At 48.5% G+C, this 20,694-nt stretch carries 17 protein-coding genes; 12 read left to right on the forward strand and 5 right to left on the reverse strand.

What is annotated here, in order from left to right:
- Position 1: 1 nt before the first annotated feature.
- Positions 2-265, reverse strand: a complete 264-nt coding sequence (locus tag MJX74_RS05545) for a DUF4212 domain-containing protein (protein ID WP_068231556.1) — start codon at positions 263-265, stop codon at positions 2-4.
- Between the two features lie 160 nt (positions 266-425).
- Between MJX74_RS05545 and MJX74_RS05550 the strand changes: the two genes are divergently transcribed.
- Positions 426-3,992 (forward strand): PAS domain-containing hybrid sensor histidine kinase/response regulator, encoded by a 3,567-nt coding sequence (locus MJX74_RS05550; RefSeq protein WP_240221544.1) that lies wholly within the window; start codon positions 426-428, stop codon positions 3,990-3,992.
- 19 nt (positions 3,993-4,011) lie between these two features.
- On the opposite strand, the gene MJX74_RS05555 is transcribed toward MJX74_RS05550, so the two are convergent.
- Positions 4,012-4,692: a LuxR C-terminal-related transcriptional regulator gene (locus tag MJX74_RS05555; RefSeq protein WP_240221546.1), complete on the reverse strand. Its 681-nt coding sequence runs from the start codon at positions 4,690-4,692 to the stop codon at positions 4,012-4,014.
- A 120-nt stretch (positions 4,693-4,812) separates the two neighbouring features.
- Positions 4,813-6,777, reverse strand: coding sequence for an acetate--CoA ligase (gene acs, locus MJX74_RS05560; protein ID WP_240221548.1), 1,965 nt, complete (start codon positions 6,775-6,777; stop codon positions 4,813-4,815).
- A gap of 232 nt (positions 6,778-7,009) precedes the next feature.
- Between acs and MJX74_RS05565 the strand changes: the two genes are divergently transcribed.
- The gene (locus tag MJX74_RS05565; RefSeq protein ID WP_240221550.1) at positions 7,010-8,173 is read left to right on the forward strand and encodes a DcaP family trimeric outer membrane transporter; all 1,164 of its coding nucleotides are present in this window, start codon (positions 7,010-7,012) and stop codon (positions 8,171-8,173) included.
- Between the two features lie 110 nt (positions 8,174-8,283).
- Here MJX74_RS05565 and rne read toward each other — a convergent pair whose 3' ends face one another.
- Entirely contained in the window at positions 8,284-11,400 is a 3,117-nt protein-coding gene (gene rne / locus MJX74_RS05570; protein ID WP_240221552.1) for a ribonuclease E, read from the reverse strand.
- 500 nt (positions 11,401-11,900) lie between these two features.
- Between rne and rluC the strand changes: the two genes are divergently transcribed.
- A complete protein-coding gene (gene rluC / locus MJX74_RS05575; RefSeq protein ID WP_068231573.1) occupies positions 11,901-12,854 on the forward strand; it encodes a 23S rRNA pseudouridine(955/2504/2580) synthase RluC in 954 nt (317 codons plus the stop codon).
- 4 nt (positions 12,855-12,858) lie between these two features.
- Entirely contained in the window at positions 12,859-13,518 is a 660-nt protein-coding gene (locus MJX74_RS05580; protein ID WP_240221554.1) for an HAD-IA family hydrolase, read from the forward strand.
- 194 nt (positions 13,519-13,712) lie between these two features.
- On the opposite strand, the gene MJX74_RS05585 is transcribed toward MJX74_RS05580, so the two are convergent.
- Positions 13,713-14,315, reverse strand: coding sequence for a Maf family protein (locus MJX74_RS05585; protein ID WP_275692667.1), 603 nt, complete (start codon positions 14,313-14,315; stop codon positions 13,713-13,715).
- Positions 14,316-14,444: 129 nt separating this feature from the next.
- Here MJX74_RS05585 and yceD point away from each other — a divergent pair, with 129 nt between their 5' ends.
- The 8 genes from yceD (at position 14,445) to fabF (ending at position 20,586) form a co-directional block, all read left to right on the forward strand.
- Entirely contained in the window at positions 14,445-14,972 is a 528-nt protein-coding gene (gene yceD, locus MJX74_RS05590) for a 23S rRNA accumulation protein YceD (RefSeq protein WP_240221556.1), read from the forward strand.
- A gap of 16 nt (positions 14,973-14,988) precedes the next feature.
- Complete coding sequence (rpmF, locus tag MJX74_RS05595) at positions 14,989-15,153, forward strand: 50S ribosomal protein L32 (RefSeq protein ID WP_008223049.1); 165 nt, start codon at positions 14,989-14,991, stop codon at positions 15,151-15,153.
- 6 nt (positions 15,154-15,159) lie between these two features.
- Positions 15,160-16,200 (forward strand): phosphate acyltransferase PlsX, encoded by a 1,041-nt coding sequence (gene plsX / locus MJX74_RS05600; RefSeq protein WP_197412163.1) that lies wholly within the window; start codon positions 15,160-15,162, stop codon positions 16,198-16,200.
- 6 nt (positions 16,201-16,206) lie between these two features.
- Positions 16,207-17,166, forward strand: a complete 960-nt coding sequence (locus tag MJX74_RS05605) for a beta-ketoacyl-ACP synthase III (protein ID WP_068231581.1) — start codon at positions 16,207-16,209, stop codon at positions 17,164-17,166.
- Between the two features lie 36 nt (positions 17,167-17,202).
- The gene (fabD, locus tag MJX74_RS05610) at positions 17,203-18,138 is read left to right on the forward strand and encodes an ACP S-malonyltransferase (protein WP_240221558.1); all 936 of its coding nucleotides are present in this window, start codon (positions 17,203-17,205) and stop codon (positions 18,136-18,138) included.
- Between the two features lie 9 nt (positions 18,139-18,147).
- Positions 18,148-18,894: a 3-oxoacyl-ACP reductase FabG gene (gene fabG / locus MJX74_RS05615; protein WP_240221560.1), complete on the forward strand. Its 747-nt coding sequence runs from the start codon at positions 18,148-18,150 to the stop codon at positions 18,892-18,894.
- 136 nt (positions 18,895-19,030) lie between these two features.
- Positions 19,031-19,267 (forward strand): acyl carrier protein, encoded by a 237-nt coding sequence (acpP, locus tag MJX74_RS05620; RefSeq protein WP_068231583.1) that lies wholly within the window; start codon positions 19,031-19,033, stop codon positions 19,265-19,267.
- Between the two features lie 80 nt (positions 19,268-19,347).
- Entirely contained in the window at positions 19,348-20,586 is a 1,239-nt protein-coding gene (fabF, locus tag MJX74_RS05625) for a beta-ketoacyl-ACP synthase II (RefSeq protein WP_240221563.1), read from the forward strand.
- Positions 20,587-20,694: the final 108 nt, after the last annotated feature.

Below are 20,694 nucleotides of genomic sequence, written 5' to 3' on the forward strand. Positions count from 1 at the left end.
TTTACTCCTCGCTTAAGCCAAATTCTTCATCAAGCTTATTCATTCTCCAGGCATAGAAGAAGATTAAGACGATAAAGGTTAAGATAGACCCCTGTTGTGCAAACCAGAAACCAATGTCGGTACCGCCTACAGTGATGCCTGACAGCATGGGCCTTAACAGGATCCCAAAACCATATGACACCAAAGCCCAGACGATGAGGCTGCCAATGATCAAGCGAAGATTCGCTGACCAGTAAGCCGCCGCGTTGCGATCGTGCTCTGTCATAATTAACACTCCTTTCCTTTGTTATTTTTATCTCGCAAAGTTAATCTAGCAGTAGTTAACACAAGTGAAAGCCCGACTTTAGTCGAAGCCGCAGTGCAGATAGTTGACTTGTGGCCCGCGCTGAGCCAAAAGTAAAACAGAATAATAACGGGAGAATGCAGTGGCCGCGTGGGTAGTTGCCTTATTGGCGTTGTTGTATGTCGGTGGTTTGTTCCTTATTGCCAACTGGGGCGAGCGCCATGCCGATGATAAACTAATACGAAAGTATGGGGGGCTGATCTATAGCCTGGCGTTAGCCGTGTATTGCACTTCCTGGACTTACTACGGTGCAGTAGGGACGGCTGTTACCCAGGGCTGGGATTACATACCCATTTATCTGGGACCCATTCTGCTGTTTATGTTTGCCCAGCCGTTTTTATTTAAACTGCTGTATGTGGCGAAAAAACAAAACGTTACCTCTGTCGCCGACTTTATCTCTGCCCGCTACGGTAAACGCAAAAATATTGCGCTGCTGACATCATTAATTTGTCTGGTGGTAGTGGTGCCTTATATTGCATTGCAGCTAAAAGCCGTAGCCAGTTCTTATCATGTGTTACTGGGCGGTGATTTTAGCGATGAGGCTGCCAACTGGTGGCAGGACAGTGCCTTTTTAAGTGCTCTGGCAATGGCTTTTTTTGCTATTTTGTTTGGCACGCGCAAGTTACACCTTACCGAGCAAAGCCGTGGCGTGATGGTGGCTATTGCTTTTGAGTCGGTAGTAAAGTTATTTGCTTTGCTGATGCTCGGGCTGGCAGTGTATGTCTTTGTGCTGGCAGATGACACCAGTGTGTTTGAGCGTTTTGCTGAGCATGCCATGACACAGCAGCAAAGCAGCAATGGCCAGGGCGTGGTAGAGTTTTTTACCAAAACCATCCTGGCCATGGCGGCGGTGTTTTTGCTACCGCGGCAGTTTCACGTCGCTTTTGTCGAAAACGTATCACATCATCATTTGCGGCACGCCAGGCGCTGGTTCTCACTGTATTTGTTTTTAGTCACCATATTGGTTATTCCAATCGCCATTGGCGGTATGCAGCTGTTTCCAAATGCGCTTAATTCTGCTGACAGCTTTGTGCTACTTATTCCGGCGCAGTCTGGCTGGAGCACGCTAAGCGTGCTGGTATTTATTGGCGGTTTTTCAGCAGCAACATCGATGATTATTATTGCTACGCTGGCGCTGTCGACAATGATAAGTAACGATGTAGTTATGCCAGGTTTACTACGTAGCAGTAAGAGACAAGGCTTACCACACGATTACAGCCTGTTAATTTTGTTAGTACGGCGCAGTATGATCATTCTGGTGATGGCGCTGTCTTATCTGTATTACCGTGTATTTGCACGTAATTATGAGCTGGCGGAAACCGGCTTGCTGGCCTTCGCGCTGGTGATCCAGTTAGCTCCGGCGGTGATCGGCGGCTTATACTGGCGCCGCGGTAATGCCTGGGGCGTATATCTGGGACTGGCGGTAGGTTTTTCACTGTGGTTTTTCACGCTGATGCTGCCGCAGTTAGTCAGCACCGGTGCTATAGACAGCAACATTATGCAAACCGGTTTGTTCGGCTGGCCCTGGCTGGTGCCCACAGCGTTATTTGGCACACAACTGGATAGCTTAAGCCATGGCGTGCTGTTCTCGTTAGGTTTTAATCTGCTGTTTTATATTCTGGGTTCGTTAATGGTGCAGGTTAACCTGCAAGACAGGCTGCAGGCCGTAGCCTTTGTTAAGCCTAATTTACCGGTAAACCATCAGGACACGCCTGCAAGGCGTATTCGTATTCGCAATAAAGACTTAAAAATTCTGCTGGAGCGCTTTGTTGGCGCCAGCCGTGCCAACGAGTGTCTATTGGAATATGGCCGTCGCCAGCACACTGCGTTGCAGCTGGATGATTTACCCAGTGTCGGCCTGGTAGAGCATGTTGAGCGCGAGCTAGCCGGTGTTATAGGCGCCTCTTCAGCATCGGCCATGGTTAATGCTGTACTGGAAGGTCGTCAGCTTGGCTTTGAAGATGTGGTCACGTTATTTGATGACACAACGCAGGCGATTCAATTTTCACGTAAAATTCTGTTTTCTACCCTGGAGCACTTAAGCCAGGGCGTTAGTGTAGTAGACCGGGAGCTAAAACTGGTAGCCTGGAACCGGGCTTATCTGGACATGTTTGATTACCCCGAAGCTATGGTGCGGGTAGGTCGGCCTATAGCCGACATAGTGCGCTTTAACGCCGAGCGCGGCTTGTGCGGGCGGGGTACGGCAGATGAACATGTAGAAAAACGCATCGGCCATATGCAGAACGGCACCGCACATGTTTTTCAGCGGGTACGCCCCGACGGTAAGGTAATAGAAATGCGTGGCAACCCGATACCGGGCGGCGGCTTTGTTACCAGTTTTACCGATATCTCAGACCATGTTAAAGCCGTACAGGGGCTGGCGGAGGCGAAACAACATTTGGAAGACAGGGTACATGAGCGCACCCAGACCATTTCTGAAATTAACCATGAATTACTGGGCGAGGTACGCCGGCGGCGTGAAACTGAGCTGCAATTGTTGCAGGCCAAAGCGGAAGCTGAGGCCGCTAATGCGTCTAAAACCCGTTTTCTCGCATTGGCCAGCCACGATATCTTGCAGCCGCTGAATGCGGCAAGGCTATTTACCGCAGCGCTGGCAGGCAGCAAAGATACCGGCCAGCAACAACATATTATTGGCCAACTGGATAACTCGCTAAAAGCGTCAGAAGAGCTGATTTCCACCTTGCTGGAAATTGCCAAACTGGACGATGGTAAGCTGTCTCCCGATGTGCAAACCGTTTCGTTAAAAGAGCTGCTGTCTCAGTTATCAGATGAGTTTAATTTGCTGGCGCAGCAAAAAGGCCTGGGGTTGGCAGTAAAAGCAGCTGATTATCAGGTGCAAACTGATCCTATGTACTTAAGGCGTATTTTGCAAAATATGCTGTCAAATGCGATAAAGTACACAAAAAAAGGCCGTATTGTGCTCGGTTGCAGAAAGCGGAAAAACCAGCTGTTAATTCAGGTTTGGGATACCGGTCCGGGCATTGGCGAAGCTGATTTGCAGCGTATTTTCGAAGATTTTTATCGTATTGACGCAACGGCAAAAGGCGAGCAGGGGGTTGGCCTGGGGCTTGGTGTTGTCAATCGCATGGCAAAATTACTTGGCCATACATTGGCAGTAGCGTCGTGGCCGGGCAAAGGCAGTGTCTTCAGCATCAGTTTACCGCTGGTAGAGGTAGAGCACAGGGTAGAGCTTCCGTTGCCTGTTATGGCGATGCAGCGTCCGGTGCTGGGGTTATCTGTGGTATGTGTTGATGATGACGCAGCAAACCTGGCGGCACTAAAGGTGCTGCTGGAGCAATGGCAGGTACAGGATGTGCAGTGTTTTTATGATGAACAAAGCTTGCTGGAGTATGCGCAGTTAAACCGTGCCCCTGATGCACTTCTAATTGATTATCAGCTTGGGCAAAATTTAAATGGCCTGCAGCTGTATGAAAAAATTAAACCGGTATGGGGGCACGTGAATGGCATTTTAGTGTCGGCGTCGCCAGAGACTGGCCTGGCACTTAAAGCCAGACAGCACGGGCTGATGTTTCTGGCTAAACCTATTAAGCCGGCGGCACTTCGCGCCAGTCTTAACCACCTCAGAATGCTTAAACGCGCTCAGGAGCAAAATAACCCGGTAGCCTAATCGGTTTCATTCTGAGTTTTTAGTGCGGCTGCGTCATGGCTCTGTCAACAGGTGGTTCCAGCGTCAGGCGCTGAGCCTGAATAACCACCTGAGTGCGGTTAGTCACGCCAAGTTTGCGAAATATTGCAGTAATGTGCGCTTTTACCGTGGCTTCTGAAATATGTAAATCGTACGCGATTTGCTTGTTAAGCCAGCCCTCGGTCAGATAGTACAACACTTTATATTGTTGCTGAGTTAACTGAGCTACGCGGGCAGCCAGATCCAAATCATCTTCTGCTTCGCGACTGTGGATATCCAGCACCTGATTTTTCAGCCTAAGCGGTACCCATAACTCCCCGGCTATAACGGCGTTTAGCGCAGCACTGATGTCCAGCGGGTTAGCTGACTTGGGCACGTAGGCTGAAGCGCCAAAGGCCATAACACGGCGAATAACATCCAAATCTTCACTGGCAGAAATCACTACTATTGGCAGTGCAGGGTAGTTTTTGCGTAACTGTATTAACCCCAGAAAACCGCAGTTTCCCGGCATATGCAGATCCAGCAGCAGTAAGTCGGTATCAGGGTGTTGTTCCAGTGCAACACAGGTGCTTTCAAAGCTATCCGTTTCAATAGTCGCTTTAGTGGCAAAGGTGCTGCTGATGGCGTTTATCAGCGCATTGCGAAACAGCGGGTGGTCGTCTGCGACGATCAGTTTTGCCATCTTGTCCTCCAGCGAAGGGTATTTTAATTATTATGCCATTCTTGTTAGAAAGGCCGCGAATGCGGCCTTTAATACTGAGGTTAGCAGGGCGCTGTGTCAAGCGCGTACTTGCCAGATAGCTTATTTACGGTTTAACCGGTTGGTCACCAGCGTTTCAACCACAGATGGATCAGCCAGTGTGGAAATATCACCTAACTGATCATGCTCATTAGCGGCAATTTTACGCAGAATACGTCGCATAATTTTGCCTGAGCGGGTTTTCGGTAAACCGGTAGGCGCCCACTGAATTAAATCTGGTGTGGCAATAGGGGATATTTCTTCCCGCACCCAGTCACGCAATGCCTTGGTGAGCTCTGCGCTGGGTTCAATACCCACCCTTGGTGTAACGTAAACATAAATGCCCTGGCCCTTAATGTCATGCGGATAACCCACTACCGCAGCTTCTGCAACCGAATCATGGGCAACCAGACAACTTTCAATTTCGGCCGTGCCTAAGCGGTGGCCGGAAATATTCAATACGTCATCTACACGACCTGTTAACCAGTAATAACCATCTGCATCACGTTTGGCGCCATCACCGGTAAAGTACAGGCCAGGGTAAGTGCTGAAATAGGTTTGTTCAAAGCGCTCGTGATCACCGTAAACGGTACGCATTTGTCCCGGCCAACTGTCTTTAATGACCAGATTGCCCTCACACTCGCCGCTTAGTTCTTTACCTTCGTTATCAACAATCGCCGGTTTAACGCCAAAGAATGGCCGGGTTGCAGATCCGGGCTTAAGCTCAGTACAACCTGGCAGAGGTGTGATCAAAATACCGCCGGTTTCAGTTTGCCACCAGGTGTCTACAATAGGGCAATTACCGTTGCCGAATTTCTCGTGATACCAGTTCCAGGCTTCCGGGTTAATCGGTTCACCCACGCTGCCAAGTGTTTGCAAAGATGCAAGGTTGGCACCTTCTACCGGTGCATCACCATGCGCCATCAGCGCGCGAATAGCGGTAGGAGCGGTGTAAAGGATGTTTACCTTATATTTGTCGACAATTTGTGCCATGCGTTTAACGCTGGGGTAATTGGGGACCCCTTCAAACAACACGCTGGTGGCACCATTGGCCAGCGGGCCATAAACAATATACGTATGTCCGGTTACCCAGCCGATATCGGCTGCACACCAGTAGATGTCGCCATCGTGATAGTCAAATACATACTGGTGAGTCATCGACGCCCACACCATATAACCGCCCGTGGTGTGCAATACGCCTTTGGGTTTGCCGGTAGAGCCCGAAGTATACAAAATAAATAGTGGATCTTCAGCGTTCATGGGCTCGGCAGGGCAATCAGCACTTTGCCGGTTTAGTAAGTCGTGATACCAAACATCACGGCCGTCGTGTCCGGCCTGCATATCGACATTTTTACCCACATGCTTAACCACCAATACATGCTTAACCGGTGATTCAGCGCCTAAATGAGCCAACGCCATATCAGTGTTATCTTTTAAGTTGGTTACCCGGCTGCCGCGCAGAGCCTGGTCAGCAGTAATAACCAGTTTAGAGTCACAGTCGACAATACGGCTGCCCAGTGCATCCGGCGAAAAGCCGGCAAACACCACAGAGTGCACAGCGCCAATGCGGGCACATGCGAGCAGTGCTACGGTGGCTTCCGGGATCATTGGCAGATAAATAGTTACCCGATCGCCTTTTTTAACACCCAGCTCTTTCATACCATTGGCCAGTTTACATACTTGCTGATGCAACTGCGCATAAGTAACCGATTTTTGTACGTCTGGTGAGTCGCCTTCCCAATAATAGGCAACCTGATTGGCGCGCTCAGGCAAATGCCGGTCCAAACAGTTATAACTGGCGTTGAGTTCACCATCGCTAAACCAGTTAATATTCACTTTACCGCTGTCAAAGCTGGTATTTTTAACCTTGGTAAAAGGGGTAAACCAGTGCAGACGTTTACCGTGTTCCGCCCAGAATGCTTCCGGAGAGCTAACAGACTGCTGATACATCTGCATATATTGCTCGTTAGTTAAAAGTGAGCGCTTGGCTGCACTGGCGGGTACCGGATAAACTAATGGATGTGACATAACTTCCCCTGTGAGAGCTTCATAAATTTACTGTTATCTTTCTATCGAAGCCGCGTGTTATTTGAAATTAGACCTTAGTCTAGCCAAATCCGCGTGTTGTAGCCAACCTGATACTGTTCGCCTTAATATGCAGCATAACTGCGACTAAAGGCTAATTGCAGTAACGGCGAGTCTGAACCAAAGTTGAACCGAAAAATTACCATTACAAGAACAAAGATGGAGAGACGAGAAAATGAAAAAAATAACAACAATATCTTACCTTGCAGCCTGCGTGGCATTAGGCGCAGGCAGTGCACACGCTGCTGGTTTTGATATCGGCGGCACCAATGTCACTTTTGGCGGCTATGTAAAGCTGGATGCCATGGTAACTGATGCTGATGGCGAAGTTGCAGCTCTGGGGCGGGAGTTTTATGTACCTTCGCTAACTCCCATCGGCGGAGAGAGTACCACACGTTTTGATATGCATGCCCGCCAGTCACGCTTCTTCTTTTCTACGGCAACAGAGCTTGAAGATGGCAGTAAAATTACCGGCCATCTTGAGTTTGATTTTATGACCAGTAATAACGGCAACGACGAACGTACCACTAATGGTTATAGCCCGGTTATGCGTCATGCTTTTATTAAATACAAAAACTGGACCTTAGGCCAAACCTGGTCAAACTTTATGGATGTCGCCTCGCTTCCGGATACATTAGACTTTGTTGGTAACCCCGATGCCGCTATCTTTATCCGGCAGGCTCAGGTGCGTTATACCCATGGCAATTTTTCTTTTGCAGTAGAAAACCCTGAAAGTACCGTTACGCCATTCGGCGGCGGTGCCCGTATTACCACTGATGCTAATGCAACACCGGATTTCACAGCCAGCTACAATCTGAAAACAGACTGGGGTGTGGTGAAAGTGGCCGGTTTATTACGCCAGATTGCCATTGATGGCACTCATAGTGGTGTGCGCTATGATGACGAAGTCACCTCTTATGGCCTGTCAGTAAGTACCAAAATTGATTTGGCTAATAAAGATGATATTCGTATCACTTTGAATACCGGTAAAGGTCTTGGTCGCTACGTCGGCTTAAATACCGTAAACGGTGCAGTGTTGGATGCCAATGGTAATCTGGAGACTATCGATGTAACCGCATTCTCAGTAGCGTATCGCCACCTGTGGAATGATCAATGGCGTTCTACCTTCCTGTATTCAACTTTGATGGCGGACAATGAAACAGATTTAACTGGTTTAGGTGTTACCAAAACCACGCAAAGCTACAGCGCTAACCTGTTGTATCAGGCAACGAAAAAGCTGATGGTAGGTATTGAGTATAAGTTTGCTAACCGCGAAGTAGAGTCAGGCCTGGATGGCGATATGAACCGTGTTCAGTTCAGTGCTAAATACGATTTTTAATTAGCTGTCGTTTTATGTTTTAAATGGTTTTGATTAAAGCCAGTTAATAAAAAAGCCAGACAATGTCTGGCTTTTTTGTGTCTGACACTTTGCAGTGTCAACTGATATGCTTACTCATCAGATTTTGGCTTGGTCATTGGTGCGCTTACTGCCTGGCGTGCAAACGCGGAACCGGCAGGACGCTCAGAGCTGGCTACAACCGGCCTTTCTTGTGCTGGCATTACAACAGGCGTTGCTACTTCAGCATTGCTGTCCTGTGTGCTGGCTTCCGGTTTGGTCATAGTGGCAACTACCATCTGTGCATAACGCCCGCCTGCAGGTTTCGCTGCTACCGGCTTAGCTGCTTCTGCCACAGGGGCAGAAGGTGCTACTGCAGGAGCCGCTTCTGTTTTCACGACTTCTGCTTTAACAACTTCAGTTGCAACAGCTTCTGTTTTAGGTGTAACAGGCTCTGCAACCTCAGCTTTTTCAGCTACAACACTATCCACGGCTTTTTCAGGAGCTGGTGCGGCTTCGCTTGTGCTTGCCGTAGCAGTAACTTCCTTATCCGCTTTTTTGGCCGCTGGTTTACGACGGCTGCGCGTTTTCGGTTTTTCTGCAGCAGCCGGTTCGACCTGCTCAATGTTGTCAGCATCAACCACCGCTACAGCATCAGCCTGGGCTACTTCGGGCTGCACTTGCTCAACCTGTGCTGGCACAGCTTTTGGCTCTTCGGCTACCACAATAGTATCTGCTGGTGTAGCGTCAGCTTCTGCTTGTCCGGCATCGGCGTCAGTTTGTTCCTGCTCTTTTTTACGCTTTTGGCCTGCAGCCCGTAAATGACGTGGTGAACGACGGTTACGGCTGCGTGGCTCTGCGGTTTCCTGCTCGCTAGTTTCAGCTGTAGCCTCTTCGGTTGTGTCAACAGTAGTCGTGTCAGTCGTTTTGGCTGTTGTAACGTCATCTTTTGGCTGTACTACTGCTGATTCGACCACAACTGCTGCTTCAGTATGTTCAGCTTTAGTGGCAGTCACTGCATCAGTAACAGGTTCGGCAGTTGTCACTTGAACCGGCGTTTCAGGTAATGCCGCAGACGTAATCTCGGTAACGGCTGCTGTTACCACTTGAGTGGTTTCTGCCGCAGGCGCTTTATCCATACGTACAGAGCGGCGTGTGTTACGACGTTGACGGCGCTCAACTATACGTTGCGGTGCATTGTCATCTTCAGGTTCTTTGTTGGCAACATGGGCTTTCTCCACAGGTTTTCTGGCTTCCTGCTGTGGGCGTGGTGCACGCGGCTCTTGTGGCGGACGTTGCTGACGCTCAGGTTTCTGAACCGCTTCATCTTTTAATTGCGGTGCTACCGCTTTATCGTCACCTTCATTACGGCGGCGCGGTTTATTGCGGCGACGGTTGTTGTCGCGGTTGGCATCACGGCTGTTGTCGCGATTACCATCACGGCCATTTTCACGATTAGCGCTACGCGGATTGCTGCGCTCATTTGGCTTGGCTACTGGCTTCACATCGGCCTTGGTTTCTGCCGGGGCAAACAACTTACCAAACCAGTTGCTGATTGCCTGAAATAAGCCAGTACTTTGCTCAGGTGTTTTATCTACCGCGGCGGTTGGCGCAGTTGCCGGACGCGCGGCAGTGCTATCTGCAATGTTAATTGCTGAAATAGCGGGCTTTTCTTTAACGGCATCAGAAGCCGGATGGTACAGCGTTGATGTGGCCTCTGGCACTTTCACCATGTTGTAGCTGGCATCGTCGATTTCTTCATCGATACGAATGCGGATAACTTCATGGTTTGGTGTTTCCATATGTTCGTTAGGAATAACAAACACGCGGATACCATGGCGTTTTTCGATGCGGCGTATCGCATCGCGCTTTTCGTTCATCAGGTAGGTAGCAACAGATACCGGTACCTGAGCATGAATTTGACTGGTATTGTCTTTAATTGACTCTTCTTCAATTAAACGCAGGATAGACAGTGCAGATGACTCGGTGCTACGAATCGTACCGCGACCATGACACCGCGGGCACACATGCGTGGCTGATTCACCCAATGACGGGCGCAGACGCTGGCGTGACATTTCCAGTAAACCAAAGCGGGAGATACGGCCAATTTGCACCCGGGCACGGTCGTGTTTTACCGCATCTTTTAAGCGGTTTTCTACTTCGCGCTGGTGGCGTACCGGCGTCATGTCGATAAAGTCGATTACAATCAAGCCGCCTAAGTCACGTAAACGTAACTGGCGCGCAATTTCATCGGCCGCTTCAAGGTTGGTGTTAAATGCCGTTTCTTCAATATCGCCGCCTTTGGTGGCTTTAGACGAGTTGATATCAATGGCGGTTAAAGCTTCAGTGCTGTCGATTACGATAGAGCCGCCTGATGGCAGGCGTACTTCGCGGCGAAACGCTGATTCAATTTGGGTTTCAATCTGAAAGTGCATAAACAGCGGCACTTCGCCCTGATACAGCTTAACGCGGTGGGCAAAATCCGGGCGGAACTGCTGAATGTATACTTTGGCTTCTTCGAAAATACGCGGGTTGTCGATCAGGATTTCACCAACATCGCGGCGCAGGTAATCGCGGATGGCGCGAAATACCACGTTGCTTTCCTGATGAATTAAAAACGGTGAAGGGCGCTTTTGCGCTTCTTCGGTAATAGCAGACCAATGTTTTAACAGCGCTTTTAAATCGTAGTCCAGCTCTTCATAGGATTTACCTACGCCAGCGGTACGGACAATTAAGCCCATTCCGTCGGGCATTTCTAACTGGCCTAAAGAGTCTTTTAGTTCCTGACGCTCGTCGCCTTCAATCCGGCGTGAAATACCACCAGCGCGCGGGTTATTCGGCATTAATACTAAGTAAGAGCCTGCAAGGCTGATAAAGGTAGTTAACGCAGCACCTTTTTGGCCACGTTCTTCTTTATCAATCTGGATAATAACTTCCTGGCCTTCTTTAACCACTTCTTTAATATTGGGGCGACCATCAAAACTGTAGCCAGAAGGGAAGTATTCGCGGGAAATTTCTTTCAGAGGTAAAAAGCCGTGGCGATCAGCACCGTAGTCAACAAAAGCCGCTTCTAAGCTGGGTTCGACCCGGGTGATTTTACCTTTGTAAATATTAGCTTTTTTTTGTTCATGGCCCGGGCTTTCAATATCCAGATCGTACAGTTTCTGGCCATCGACCAGCGCAACGCGGATTTCTTCTTCCTGCGTCGCGTTAATTAACATTCTTTTCATCGTTAGTGACTCGCATTTTGCAGCCACAACGCAGCCCAACGGGCACCTGCGTGTTCAGACGTTATCAAACACTAATGGGTGCAGTCTCACGACTGGAATGTCTGAAGAAACCAAATTGTCACTGCGTGGGCTTTTGTGATGGCTTCGCAGTTTATGCTGTTTTCGTTTTTGGATCTGAAACACACCGCCTTACGGCGCTGCGTTATAGCAATATCTTTTATGCTCTGGTTGACCGGAACTCATGTTTTGCCGTTGTTGATAACAGATTACGCAACATTATCTCAGGCAAATGGCGTTTGGTTTACGCCGGGGGTATAAAAAACGTTGGTTTTCACCACGATTTCGGTATGATCACTCCCCCAAGCGCTGCCGCACAAATTCTCTTACATCACTTTGAGCGCCCTAATTGCCAGTTTTTGGCAGAATTAGCGGGGGGATTATCCCACTAATGCGCAGCCGATAGCAACTGAAATCTAATATTAGCAGAGTATTCAAAACCCATGAGCGATGAAATCAAGTTACCTGTGCAATTAATTGAAATAGAACCTGATTTTATTGGTCAGCGCATAGACAATTTTTTACTGGCACGGCTAAAAGGCGTGCCCAAAAGTGTTATTTATCGGGTTTTGCGAAAAGGAGAGGTGCGAGTGAACAAAAAACGCATCAAACCTGAATATAAACTGCAGCAGGATGATGTGGTGCGTATACCGCCATTAACTGTTGCCGCTGAAGGCGAACCGGTATCGGTGAAACTGTCGATGGTGAAAAACCTCGAACAGCATATTTTATTTGAAGACAACGACCTGATTGTACTTAATAAACCCTCTGGCATGGCGGTGCATGGTGGTAGTGGTTTGCAATTTGGTGTGATTGAAGCACTGCGGGCACTGCGACCACTGGCGAAACATCTGGAGCTGGTACACCGGCTTGACCGCGATACTTCAGGTTGTTTACTGATTGCAAAAAAGCGCTCGGTGCTGACCCATTTGCACGAACAGCTACGCAATAAAACGGTAGAGAAAAAATACTGGGCACTGGTCGCTGGCGACTGGGACAACAAGGTTCGTAAAGTTACTGAGCCACTGAAAAAGAATACGCTGCAATCTGGTGAACGCGTAGTGCGGGTAGATGAAGCTGAAGGTAAACCCTCAGAAACGCGGTTTCGTATTTTACAGCGTTATCAGCAAGGCACGTTGGTAGAAGCTTTTCCGGTAACCGGCAGAACGCACCAAATTCGCGTGCATACTGCTTGTAAAGGCCACCCGATCGCTTGTGACGATAAATATGGCGACAACACCTTTACCTCACAGATGCAACAGGTTGGCTTAAACCGCTTGTTTTTACATGCTAAAACCCTGAGTTTTATCCATCCGATGACTGAAACAACCATGCGGGTAGAAGCGCCGCTGGACCCCAGCCTGGAACAGGCGCTGGCAAAACTGACGAGAAAATAATCCAATGCAAAATGCTGTAACAGACAAAGTATCTCTGGTGGTGTTCGATTGGGACGGCACTGTAATGGATTCCATCGGCCGTATCGTGTCGTCAATGCAGGCTGCTGCAAGGCATTCAGATTTATTAATACCCAGTGATTTTGCCGTTAAACAAATTATCGGTTTAAGCCTGGACCCGGCACTAAATGTGTTGTTCCCCGGCGTAACGGCTGACAAACGCCAGCAGTTATTTGAACATTACCGCGACCACTATGTGATTCACGATACCACACCAACGCCGTTGTTTGACGGTGTCGAACAGGTGTTACAACAGTTAAAGGCACAAAATGTGCTGTTAGCCGTGGCTACCGGTAAAGCGCGTAAAGGCTTACAGCGTATGTTCGATGAAACCGGGTTGGCAAAATATTTTGATACCAGCCGCTGTGCTGATGAAGCTCAATCGAAGCCGCATCCGGATATGCTGCAGCAAATTTTGCTGGAACTGGATATAAAAGCTGAGCATGCCATCATGGTGGGTGATACCAGCCATGATATGAAAATGGCTCAGGCGATAGCAATGCCGCGAATTGGGGTAACCCATGGCGTGCATGGCCGCGATGTACTAAGCCAGTTTGCGCCCAAAGCCATTATCGATACGATACCGGAATTATTGCAGGTTATTTAATCCTGATAGTTTTGGCGTCTCCGGTTTGCTCACGTCAACACGCCGTGAACCCATCCCTGGGGGCTCGATTATAAACTTCATCCATGAAGTTTATCCTGCGGACCAGCAGAGCTGTTCAAATTCGCTCCCGGCGAATTTGTCAGCATCCTGGCCTGCAACGGTTGACTTAGAGCAAGCCGGATCCACCTTATATGCTAATCCAGGAATAGCACATTAATGCCTTCATTTAACAGCATCTGGTTTAGCCGTATCAGCGGCAGGCCAATCAGGCTATTGGGGTCGTCACCACTAAGTTTGCTGAATAAGCTAATGCCCAGGCCTTCGCTTTTAAAGCTGCCGGCGCAATCCAGCGGTTGTTCTTTTTTGATATAAGCGATAATTTCTGCATCGGTTAAAGTGCGAAAGCTAACGTTAAACGGTTCAACAATAACCTGTATATTGCCGGTTTGCGCATTAACTAATGCCAGTCCGGTAAGAAAAGTTACCTTGTTACCGCTAAAACGGCGTAATTGCGTAAGTGCGTTTTCTGCGGTATGGGGTTTGCCGATAATATCATTATTAAAAACCGCCACCTGATCAGAGCCAATAACCAAACCGGTGCTTAAACCTGCGGCAACAGCTTGTGCCTTGGCAGCGGCTAAACGACGCACCAATTGTTCTGCACTCTCGTTTGCTAGTGGCGTTTCGTCAACGTCCGGTTTGGCGGTGTGAAACTGCGGCGTTAACTTCGCCAGCAACTGGCGGCGATAGGTTGAGGTAGAAGCCAGATACAGCGCTGGCAAAGTGGGCTCAGTCATTGATAAATAGCCTTTTTATGCAGAATGTGCGGCACTATAATCAGAATGATAAAAATGCGCGAGAAAAACCATAAATATCTGCCAGATCCCTTTGACAGCAATGGGGCGCTTCTATATGATGCGCGCCTTATGCAAAAAGTAAAAATACCCGTTACTATAGATCCGGTTAAAGCAGCGCAAAAGCGCTCTGATTACGAAGGCTTCGTGCCGCTAGTAAATTTAACCCGGTTAACACAAAGCTTGCTTAATCCGCAGGGCGAGGTAACGGTACGAGTTGAATGCGGTACTGACCAGCAAGGCCTGACTGTAATACAGGGTGGTACTTCTTGCGAAGTGAGTGTAACCTGCGAACGTTGTGGTGAAGCCATGATGGTGTCGCTGGACTGCAATTTTGCATACACTCCGGTTAAACCGGGTGATGACAGTGCTTTGGAGTTAATTCCTGAGCGATACGACGTGATCGAGAAAAACGAACACGGCGAAATAAATTTACGACAGTTAGTGGAAGATGAGTTGATTCTGGCTCTGCCACTGTTCCCGATGCACGACGAAGCGGTTTGCGCCGTTAGTGCGGCATCGATGAGCTTTGGCGATATAGGTCCGGAACCGGAAAAACCCAATCCTTTTGCTGTACTGGCAGAATTAAAGAAAAAGTGAGTTTAGGAGAAATACCATGGCTGTTCAGCAAAACAAAAAATCACGTGCACGTCGCGATATGCGTCGCTCACACGATGCATTAACTGGCCCAACGCTGTCAGTTGATTCTACTACAGGTGAAACGCATCGTCGTCACCACATTACTGCCGATGGTTACTACAAAGGCCGTAAAGTAAAATAAGTCTGGGTGCACCTGGTGCAGCCAACTAAGCTGACACTTGCATTAGACATGATGGGGGGCGATCACGGCCCCCATTCTACTATTCCTGCCGCGCTGGCAGCGATTTGTGAGTTTCCGGAACTAAATCTCGTTTTATGTGGTGATGAAGCCATGCTCACTGAGCAACTAAAGTTGCACGGTGTATTTCCTCATCCTCAGCTTCATATCCGCCACAGTACTCAAATTGTTTCCATGGCTGATAAGCCTTCCGTTGCGCTACGCTCAAAACGCGACTCGTCTATGCGGGTGGCGCTTGATTTGGTTGATAAAGGCGAGGTTCAGGCCTGTGTCAGTGCCGGCAATACCGGTGCATTAATTGCTATGGCGCATTTTGTGCTGAAAATGCTAAACGGTGTAGACCGCCCGGCATTGATCAGTGCATTGCCTGCAGTTGAGGGACACCCTATTTATATGCTGGATTTAGGCGCTACAGTAAACTGTGATGCCGATACCTTATTTCAGTTTGCCGTAATGGGCGCGGTGATGGCTGAAGAAGTGATCGGTATCAGCCAGCCTAAAGTTGCGTTACTGAATATGGGCGAAGAAGAAATTAAAGGTTCAGATCAGATAAAGCGCGCGTCTATGCTGTTGTCTGACTGTAACGATATTAATTACATCGGCTATATCGAAGGTAATGATATTTTTACCGGCAAAGCGGATGTTATTGTCTGTGACGGTTTTGTCGGTAATGTTGCGCTTAAAACCTGTGAAGGCGTAGCTAAACTTATTTTGCGCCGCTTCGAGTCCAGCATTAAAGACAGGGTAACTGCGCAATTATTCGGCTGGTTAATCAAACCTTTTATAAAAAACCTTTATCAGGGCGTGAACCCCGACCACTATAATGGTGCAAGTCTGATAGGATTGCGCGGAATTGTAGTGAAAAGTCATGGAAATGCGACTAAAGATGCATTTCTCAGTGCCATCCGGCAAGCGGTGCGTGAGGTTGAACGCCAGGTGCCCGCAAAAATTAAAGACCGGTTGGAACACGTATTAATTGATAAAGCGTAGGTCCTCATGTATTCACGCATTATAGGTACCGGGAGCTATTTCCCGTCGCAGGTTCGCAGTAACGCCGATCTGGAATCAATGGTAGAAACTACCGACGAATGGATTATTGAACGCACCGGGATCAGAGAGCGCCGTATCATCGGTGACAACGAAACCGTGGCAACGATGGGCGCCCAGGCGGCATTAAAAGCCATTGAAGCGGCCGATATTGATAAAAACAGCATAGATATGATTATCTGTGCCACCACAAGCGCATCACGCGCTTTACCAAGCTCCGCTTGTGAAATTCAGCGCGAGCTTGAAATTCCTGCTATTCCTGCTTTTGATATTGCCGCCGCCTGTGCAGGTTTTTGCTATGGCCTGAGCGTAGCAGATCAGTACATTAAAAGTGGTATTGCCAAACGCATTTTGGTGATTGGTTCTGACTGTTTATCGCGTTTAATATCGCCTGAAGACAGAAGCATGGTGATTCTGTTCGGTGACGCCGCCGGTGCGGTGATACTGGAAGCGTCAGAGCAACCGGGTATTTTATCTACCCATATTCATGCCGACGGCAAATATTCCGAGCTGCTGTATGTCGATAACCCCATTCGTGGTGATGAGCAATCGGTGCACCAGTCCTGGGGTTCAATGAAAGGCAACGACGTATTTAAAGTTGCGGTGACCAAACTCTCTGAAGTCGTAGAGCAAACACTGGCAGCAAATAATCTGGATAAATCACAGATTGACTGGCTGGTGCCGCATCAGGCTAACCTGCGTATTATTTCGGCTGTAGCGCGTAAACTGGATATGTCGATGGAGCAGGTTGTTATTAACCTTGACCGTTATGGCAATACCTCAGCCGCTACTGTACCGACCGCATTGGATGAAGCTATTCGTGACGGCCGTATTCAGCGTGGTCAAACCTTATTACTGGAAGCCTTTGGTGGCGGTTTCGCCTGGGCTTCGGCGCTGGTGCGTTACTAAACTACAGCAGAATTTTTATTTCTTGCAGGACTGAACATGACAACAAAACTTGCAATCGTATTTCCAGGGCAGGGCTCGCAAAGTGTTGGTATGCTGAGCGAACTGCATCAGCAATATGATGTGGTAAAAAACACCTTTGCTGAAGCCTCAAGCGCACTGGGTTATGACTTATGGGCGTTGGTAGCCAATGGCCCGGAAACCGATCTGAACGAAACACACCGTACCCAGCCAGCTTTGTTAACCGCCTCGGTTGCAGTATGGCGGTTGTGGCAGCAGCAAGGTGGCGCGCAGCCTGCTTACTTTGCCGGTCACTCGTTGGGCGAATACTCCGCTTTGGTCTGTGCTGGTGTGCTATCTTTGGCCGATGCAGTAAAACTGGTTGAAAAGCGCGGTAATTATATGCAGTTGGCAGTGCCGGCCGGTGTTGGCGCTATGTCAGCCATTATCGGGTTAGACGATGCGGCTATTGCCACCGCGTGCGAGCAAGCGGCACAAGGCGAAGTGGTATCGCCGGTTAATTATAATTCTCCCGGACAGGTGGTTATTGCCGGTCATAAAGCCGCCGTTGAGCGTGCTGGTGAGCTGTGTAAAGCGGCCGGTGCCAAGCGCGCGCTACCTTTACCGGTAAGCGTGCCATCGCACTGCGCTTTAATGCGCCCGGCAGCAGAAAAATTAGCCACAGATCTAACGGCACTTAATTTTAACGATGCTGTCATACCGGTGGTGAATAATGTCGATGTTGCTATTGCTGCCAACTCCACCGCAGTAAAAGACGCTTTGGTACGGCAGTTACACAGCCCGGTACGCTGGACCGAAACCATCGAATGGCTTGCGGCGCAAGGTGTTACTGATGTGTTGGAACTGGGTGCAGGTAAAGTATTAAGTGGCCTGATTAAGCGGATTGACAAGAATTTGGCTGTAGCTTCGGTTGGCGATATCGCCTCATTACAGGCCGCGCTGGCTGCAGAATAAGGATTAAGCATGACAAGTTTTATTTCACTGGAAGGTAAAGTGGCACTGGTTACCGGCGCCAGCCGTGGTATTGGCCGCGCTATTGCCGAGCAATTAGCGGCATTGGGCGCCAAAGTCGTCGGCACAGCTACCTCTGAAAAAGGTGCTGCAGATATCAGTGGTTATTTAGGTGACAAAGGCTGCGGACTGGTGTTAAATGTGGCCGACACCACATCAATTGAACAATGTTTAGAACAAATTAAAAACCAGTTTGGAGATATTGATATTCTGGTTAATAATGCCGGCATTACACGCGATAACTTGCTGATGCGCATGAAAGATGAAGAGTGGTTTGACATTATGCAAACCAACCTGACATCGGTGTACCGCTTAAGTAAAGCCGTTATGCGTACTATGATGAAAAAACGCTTTGGCCGTATTATCAGCATAGGGTCGGTAGTGGGCTCTATGGGTAACGCAGGTCAGACAAATTATGCTGCAGCGAAAGCCGGTGTGTTAGGTTTTACTAAATCACTTGCACGCGAAGTAGCATCACGCGGTATTACTGTTAATGCTATTGCGCCGGGTTTTATTGATACTGATATGACCAAAGAGCTGTCGGATGAACAAAAACAAGCTATTTTTGCTCAGGTACCGGCAAATCGTTTAGGCCAGCCGGAAGAGATTGCTGCCACCGTAGCATTTTTAGCATCAAATCAGGCTGCCTACATTACCGGTGAAACAATTCACGTTAACGGCGGTATGTATATGGTGTAAGCCGGGGTTTAAAAGCAGGTTTGACCAGCGTAAAATGCTGATCGCATCACTTGCAACCCACTAAGCTTACGCATAAACTAGCGCCACACAAAATTGCACGAACTGTTGCGATTTATATGAGAAAAAGGAAGAAAAGATGAGCAACATCGAAGAACGCGTTAAGAAAATCATTATCGAACAACTGGGCGTTAAAGAAGACGAAGTGAAGCACGAAGCGTCTTTTGTTGACGACCTGGGCGCTGACTCACTGGACACTGTTGAGCTGGTTATGGCGCTGGAAGAAGAGTTCGATACTGAGATTCCAGACGAAGAAGCTGAGAAAATCACGACTGTTCAGTCTGCTATTGATTACATCAAAGCACACGCTGAGTAAGTTATCAGCTTACAGAACGGGTAGCTAAGCTACCCGTTTTCGTTTTAAGATCGATGAAAATTTCCATGGCGGAGGGTTTTGTGGCAAAACGTCGTGTGGTTGTTACCGGTTTAGGCATGCTTACGCCGCTGGGTAATGATGTTGCCTCAAGCTGGCAAGGCTTACAGCAAGGTAAAAGTGGCATATCGCTGATCGAGCATTTCGACACCAGTGCTTACACCACCAAATTTGCTGGTTTGGTAAAAAACTTTGATGTAGAACCGTTTTTTTCAGCTAAAGATGCGAAAAAAATGGATCTGTTCATTCAGTATGGTGTGGCTGCCGGTATTCAGGCATTTCGTGACTCAGGCATCGAAATTACTGAGCACAATGCGCCGCGTATTGGGGCGGCAATTGGCTCAGGTATTGGTGGTTTGGGTTTAATTGAAGAAAACCACACTAAACTGATTAATAGTGGCCCTAAACGGTTATCACCGTTTTTTGTGCCATCTACCATTATTAATATGATTGCTGGCCAACTATCCATTTTACTTGGGTTGCAAGGGCCGAATATCAGTATTGTTACTGCCTGTACTACAGGCGTACACAACATTGGCCATGCGGCACGGATGATAGTGTACGGTGATGCGGATGTGATGATAGCCGGTGGTGCTGAAAAAGCCTCTACGCCTTTGGGTATGGGGGGCTTTGGTGCTGCAAGGGCTTTATCTACCCGTAATGAGGCGCCAGAGCAAGCCAGTCGCCCCTGGGACAAAGGCCGTGATGGTTTTGTACTGGGTGATGGTGCCGGTGTTATGGTGTTGGAAGAATATGAACACGCCAAGGCGCGTGGCGCTAAAATCTATGCTGAGTTGGTAGGTTTTGGTATGAGCGGTGACGCTTATCATATGACTTCGCCACCAGAGAACGGTGCCGGTGCAGCCTTAGCGATGAAAAATGCGCTAAAAGATGCACAGGTAAACTCAGAGCAGGTTGCCTACATTAATGCGCATGGTACCTCAACACCTGCAGGTGATATTGCTGAAACCAAGGCAATTAAATCGGTATTTGCTAATAATCTGGATAAGCTGATGGTTAGCTCATCCAAGTCGATGATTGGCCATCTGTTGGGAGCTGCCGGTTCGGTAGAATCTATTATTACCGTGCTGTCGCTGCAGGATCAGCTGGTTACACCGACCATTAATCTGGATAACCCGGATGATGGTTGTGATCTGGATTATGTACCACACGAAGCGCGCCAGGTATCAATGGAATATGCTTTGTGTAATTCGTTCGGTTTTGGTGGAACTAACGGCTCTATACTGTTTAAACGTGTATAATTTGCTGTTTTAACACGCATAATCTGTTGTGTTGATGATGAAGGCTGCCATAGTGCAGCCTTTGTTTTATCCGCATTTTAAGGCATACTGCCGCTAGTTTGACTTTTC

Source organism: Rheinheimera hassiensis, assembly GCF_022436675.1.
In the GTDB taxonomy this organism is placed as follows: Bacteria; Pseudomonadota; Gammaproteobacteria; order Enterobacterales; family Alteromonadaceae; genus Alishewanella; species Alishewanella hassiensis.

Excerpts from the sequence above, each read along its gene's own strand:
- fabD (WP_240221558.1), top strand. The coding sequence starts at position 17,203 with ATGACAACAAAACTTGCAATCGTATTTCCAGGGCAGGGCTCGCAAAGT.
- acs (WP_240221548.1), bottom strand. The coding sequence starts at position 6,777 with ATGTCACATCCATTAGTTTATCCGGTACCCGCCAGTGCAGCCAAGCGC.
- acpP (WP_068231583.1), top strand. The coding sequence starts at position 19,031 with ATGAGCAACATCGAAGAACGCGTTAAGAAAATCATTATCGAACAACTG.
- yceD (WP_240221556.1), top strand. The coding sequence starts at position 14,445 with ATGCAAAAAGTAAAAATACCCGTTACTATAGATCCGGTTAAAGCAGCG.
- rluC (WP_068231573.1), top strand. The coding sequence starts at position 11,901 with ATGAGCGATGAAATCAAGTTACCTGTGCAATTAATTGAAATAGAACCT.
- MJX74_RS05605 (WP_068231581.1), top strand. The coding sequence starts at position 16,207 with ATGTATTCACGCATTATAGGTACCGGGAGCTATTTCCCGTCGCAGGTT.
- MJX74_RS05585 (WP_275692667.1), bottom strand. The coding sequence starts at position 14,315 with ATGACTGAGCCCACTTTGCCAGCGCTGTATCTGGCTTCTACCTCAACC.
- MJX74_RS05545 (WP_068231556.1), bottom strand. The coding sequence starts at position 265 with ATGACAGAGCACGATCGCAACGCGGCGGCTTACTGGTCAGCGAATCTT.
- rpmF (WP_008223049.1), top strand. The coding sequence starts at position 14,989 with ATGGCTGTTCAGCAAAACAAAAAATCACGTGCACGTCGCGATATGCGT.
- rne (WP_240221552.1), bottom strand. The coding sequence starts at position 11,400 with ATGAAAAGAATGTTAATTAACGCGACGCAGGAAGAAGAAATCCGCGTT.
- MJX74_RS05580 (WP_240221554.1), top strand. The coding sequence starts at position 12,859 with ATGCAAAATGCTGTAACAGACAAAGTATCTCTGGTGGTGTTCGATTGG.
- fabG (WP_240221560.1), top strand. The coding sequence starts at position 18,148 with ATGACAAGTTTTATTTCACTGGAAGGTAAAGTGGCACTGGTTACCGGC.
- MJX74_RS05565 (WP_240221550.1), top strand. The coding sequence starts at position 7,010 with ATGAAAAAAATAACAACAATATCTTACCTTGCAGCCTGCGTGGCATTA.
- MJX74_RS05555 (WP_240221546.1), bottom strand. The coding sequence starts at position 4,692 with ATGGCAAAACTGATCGTCGCAGACGACCACCCGCTGTTTCGCAATGCG.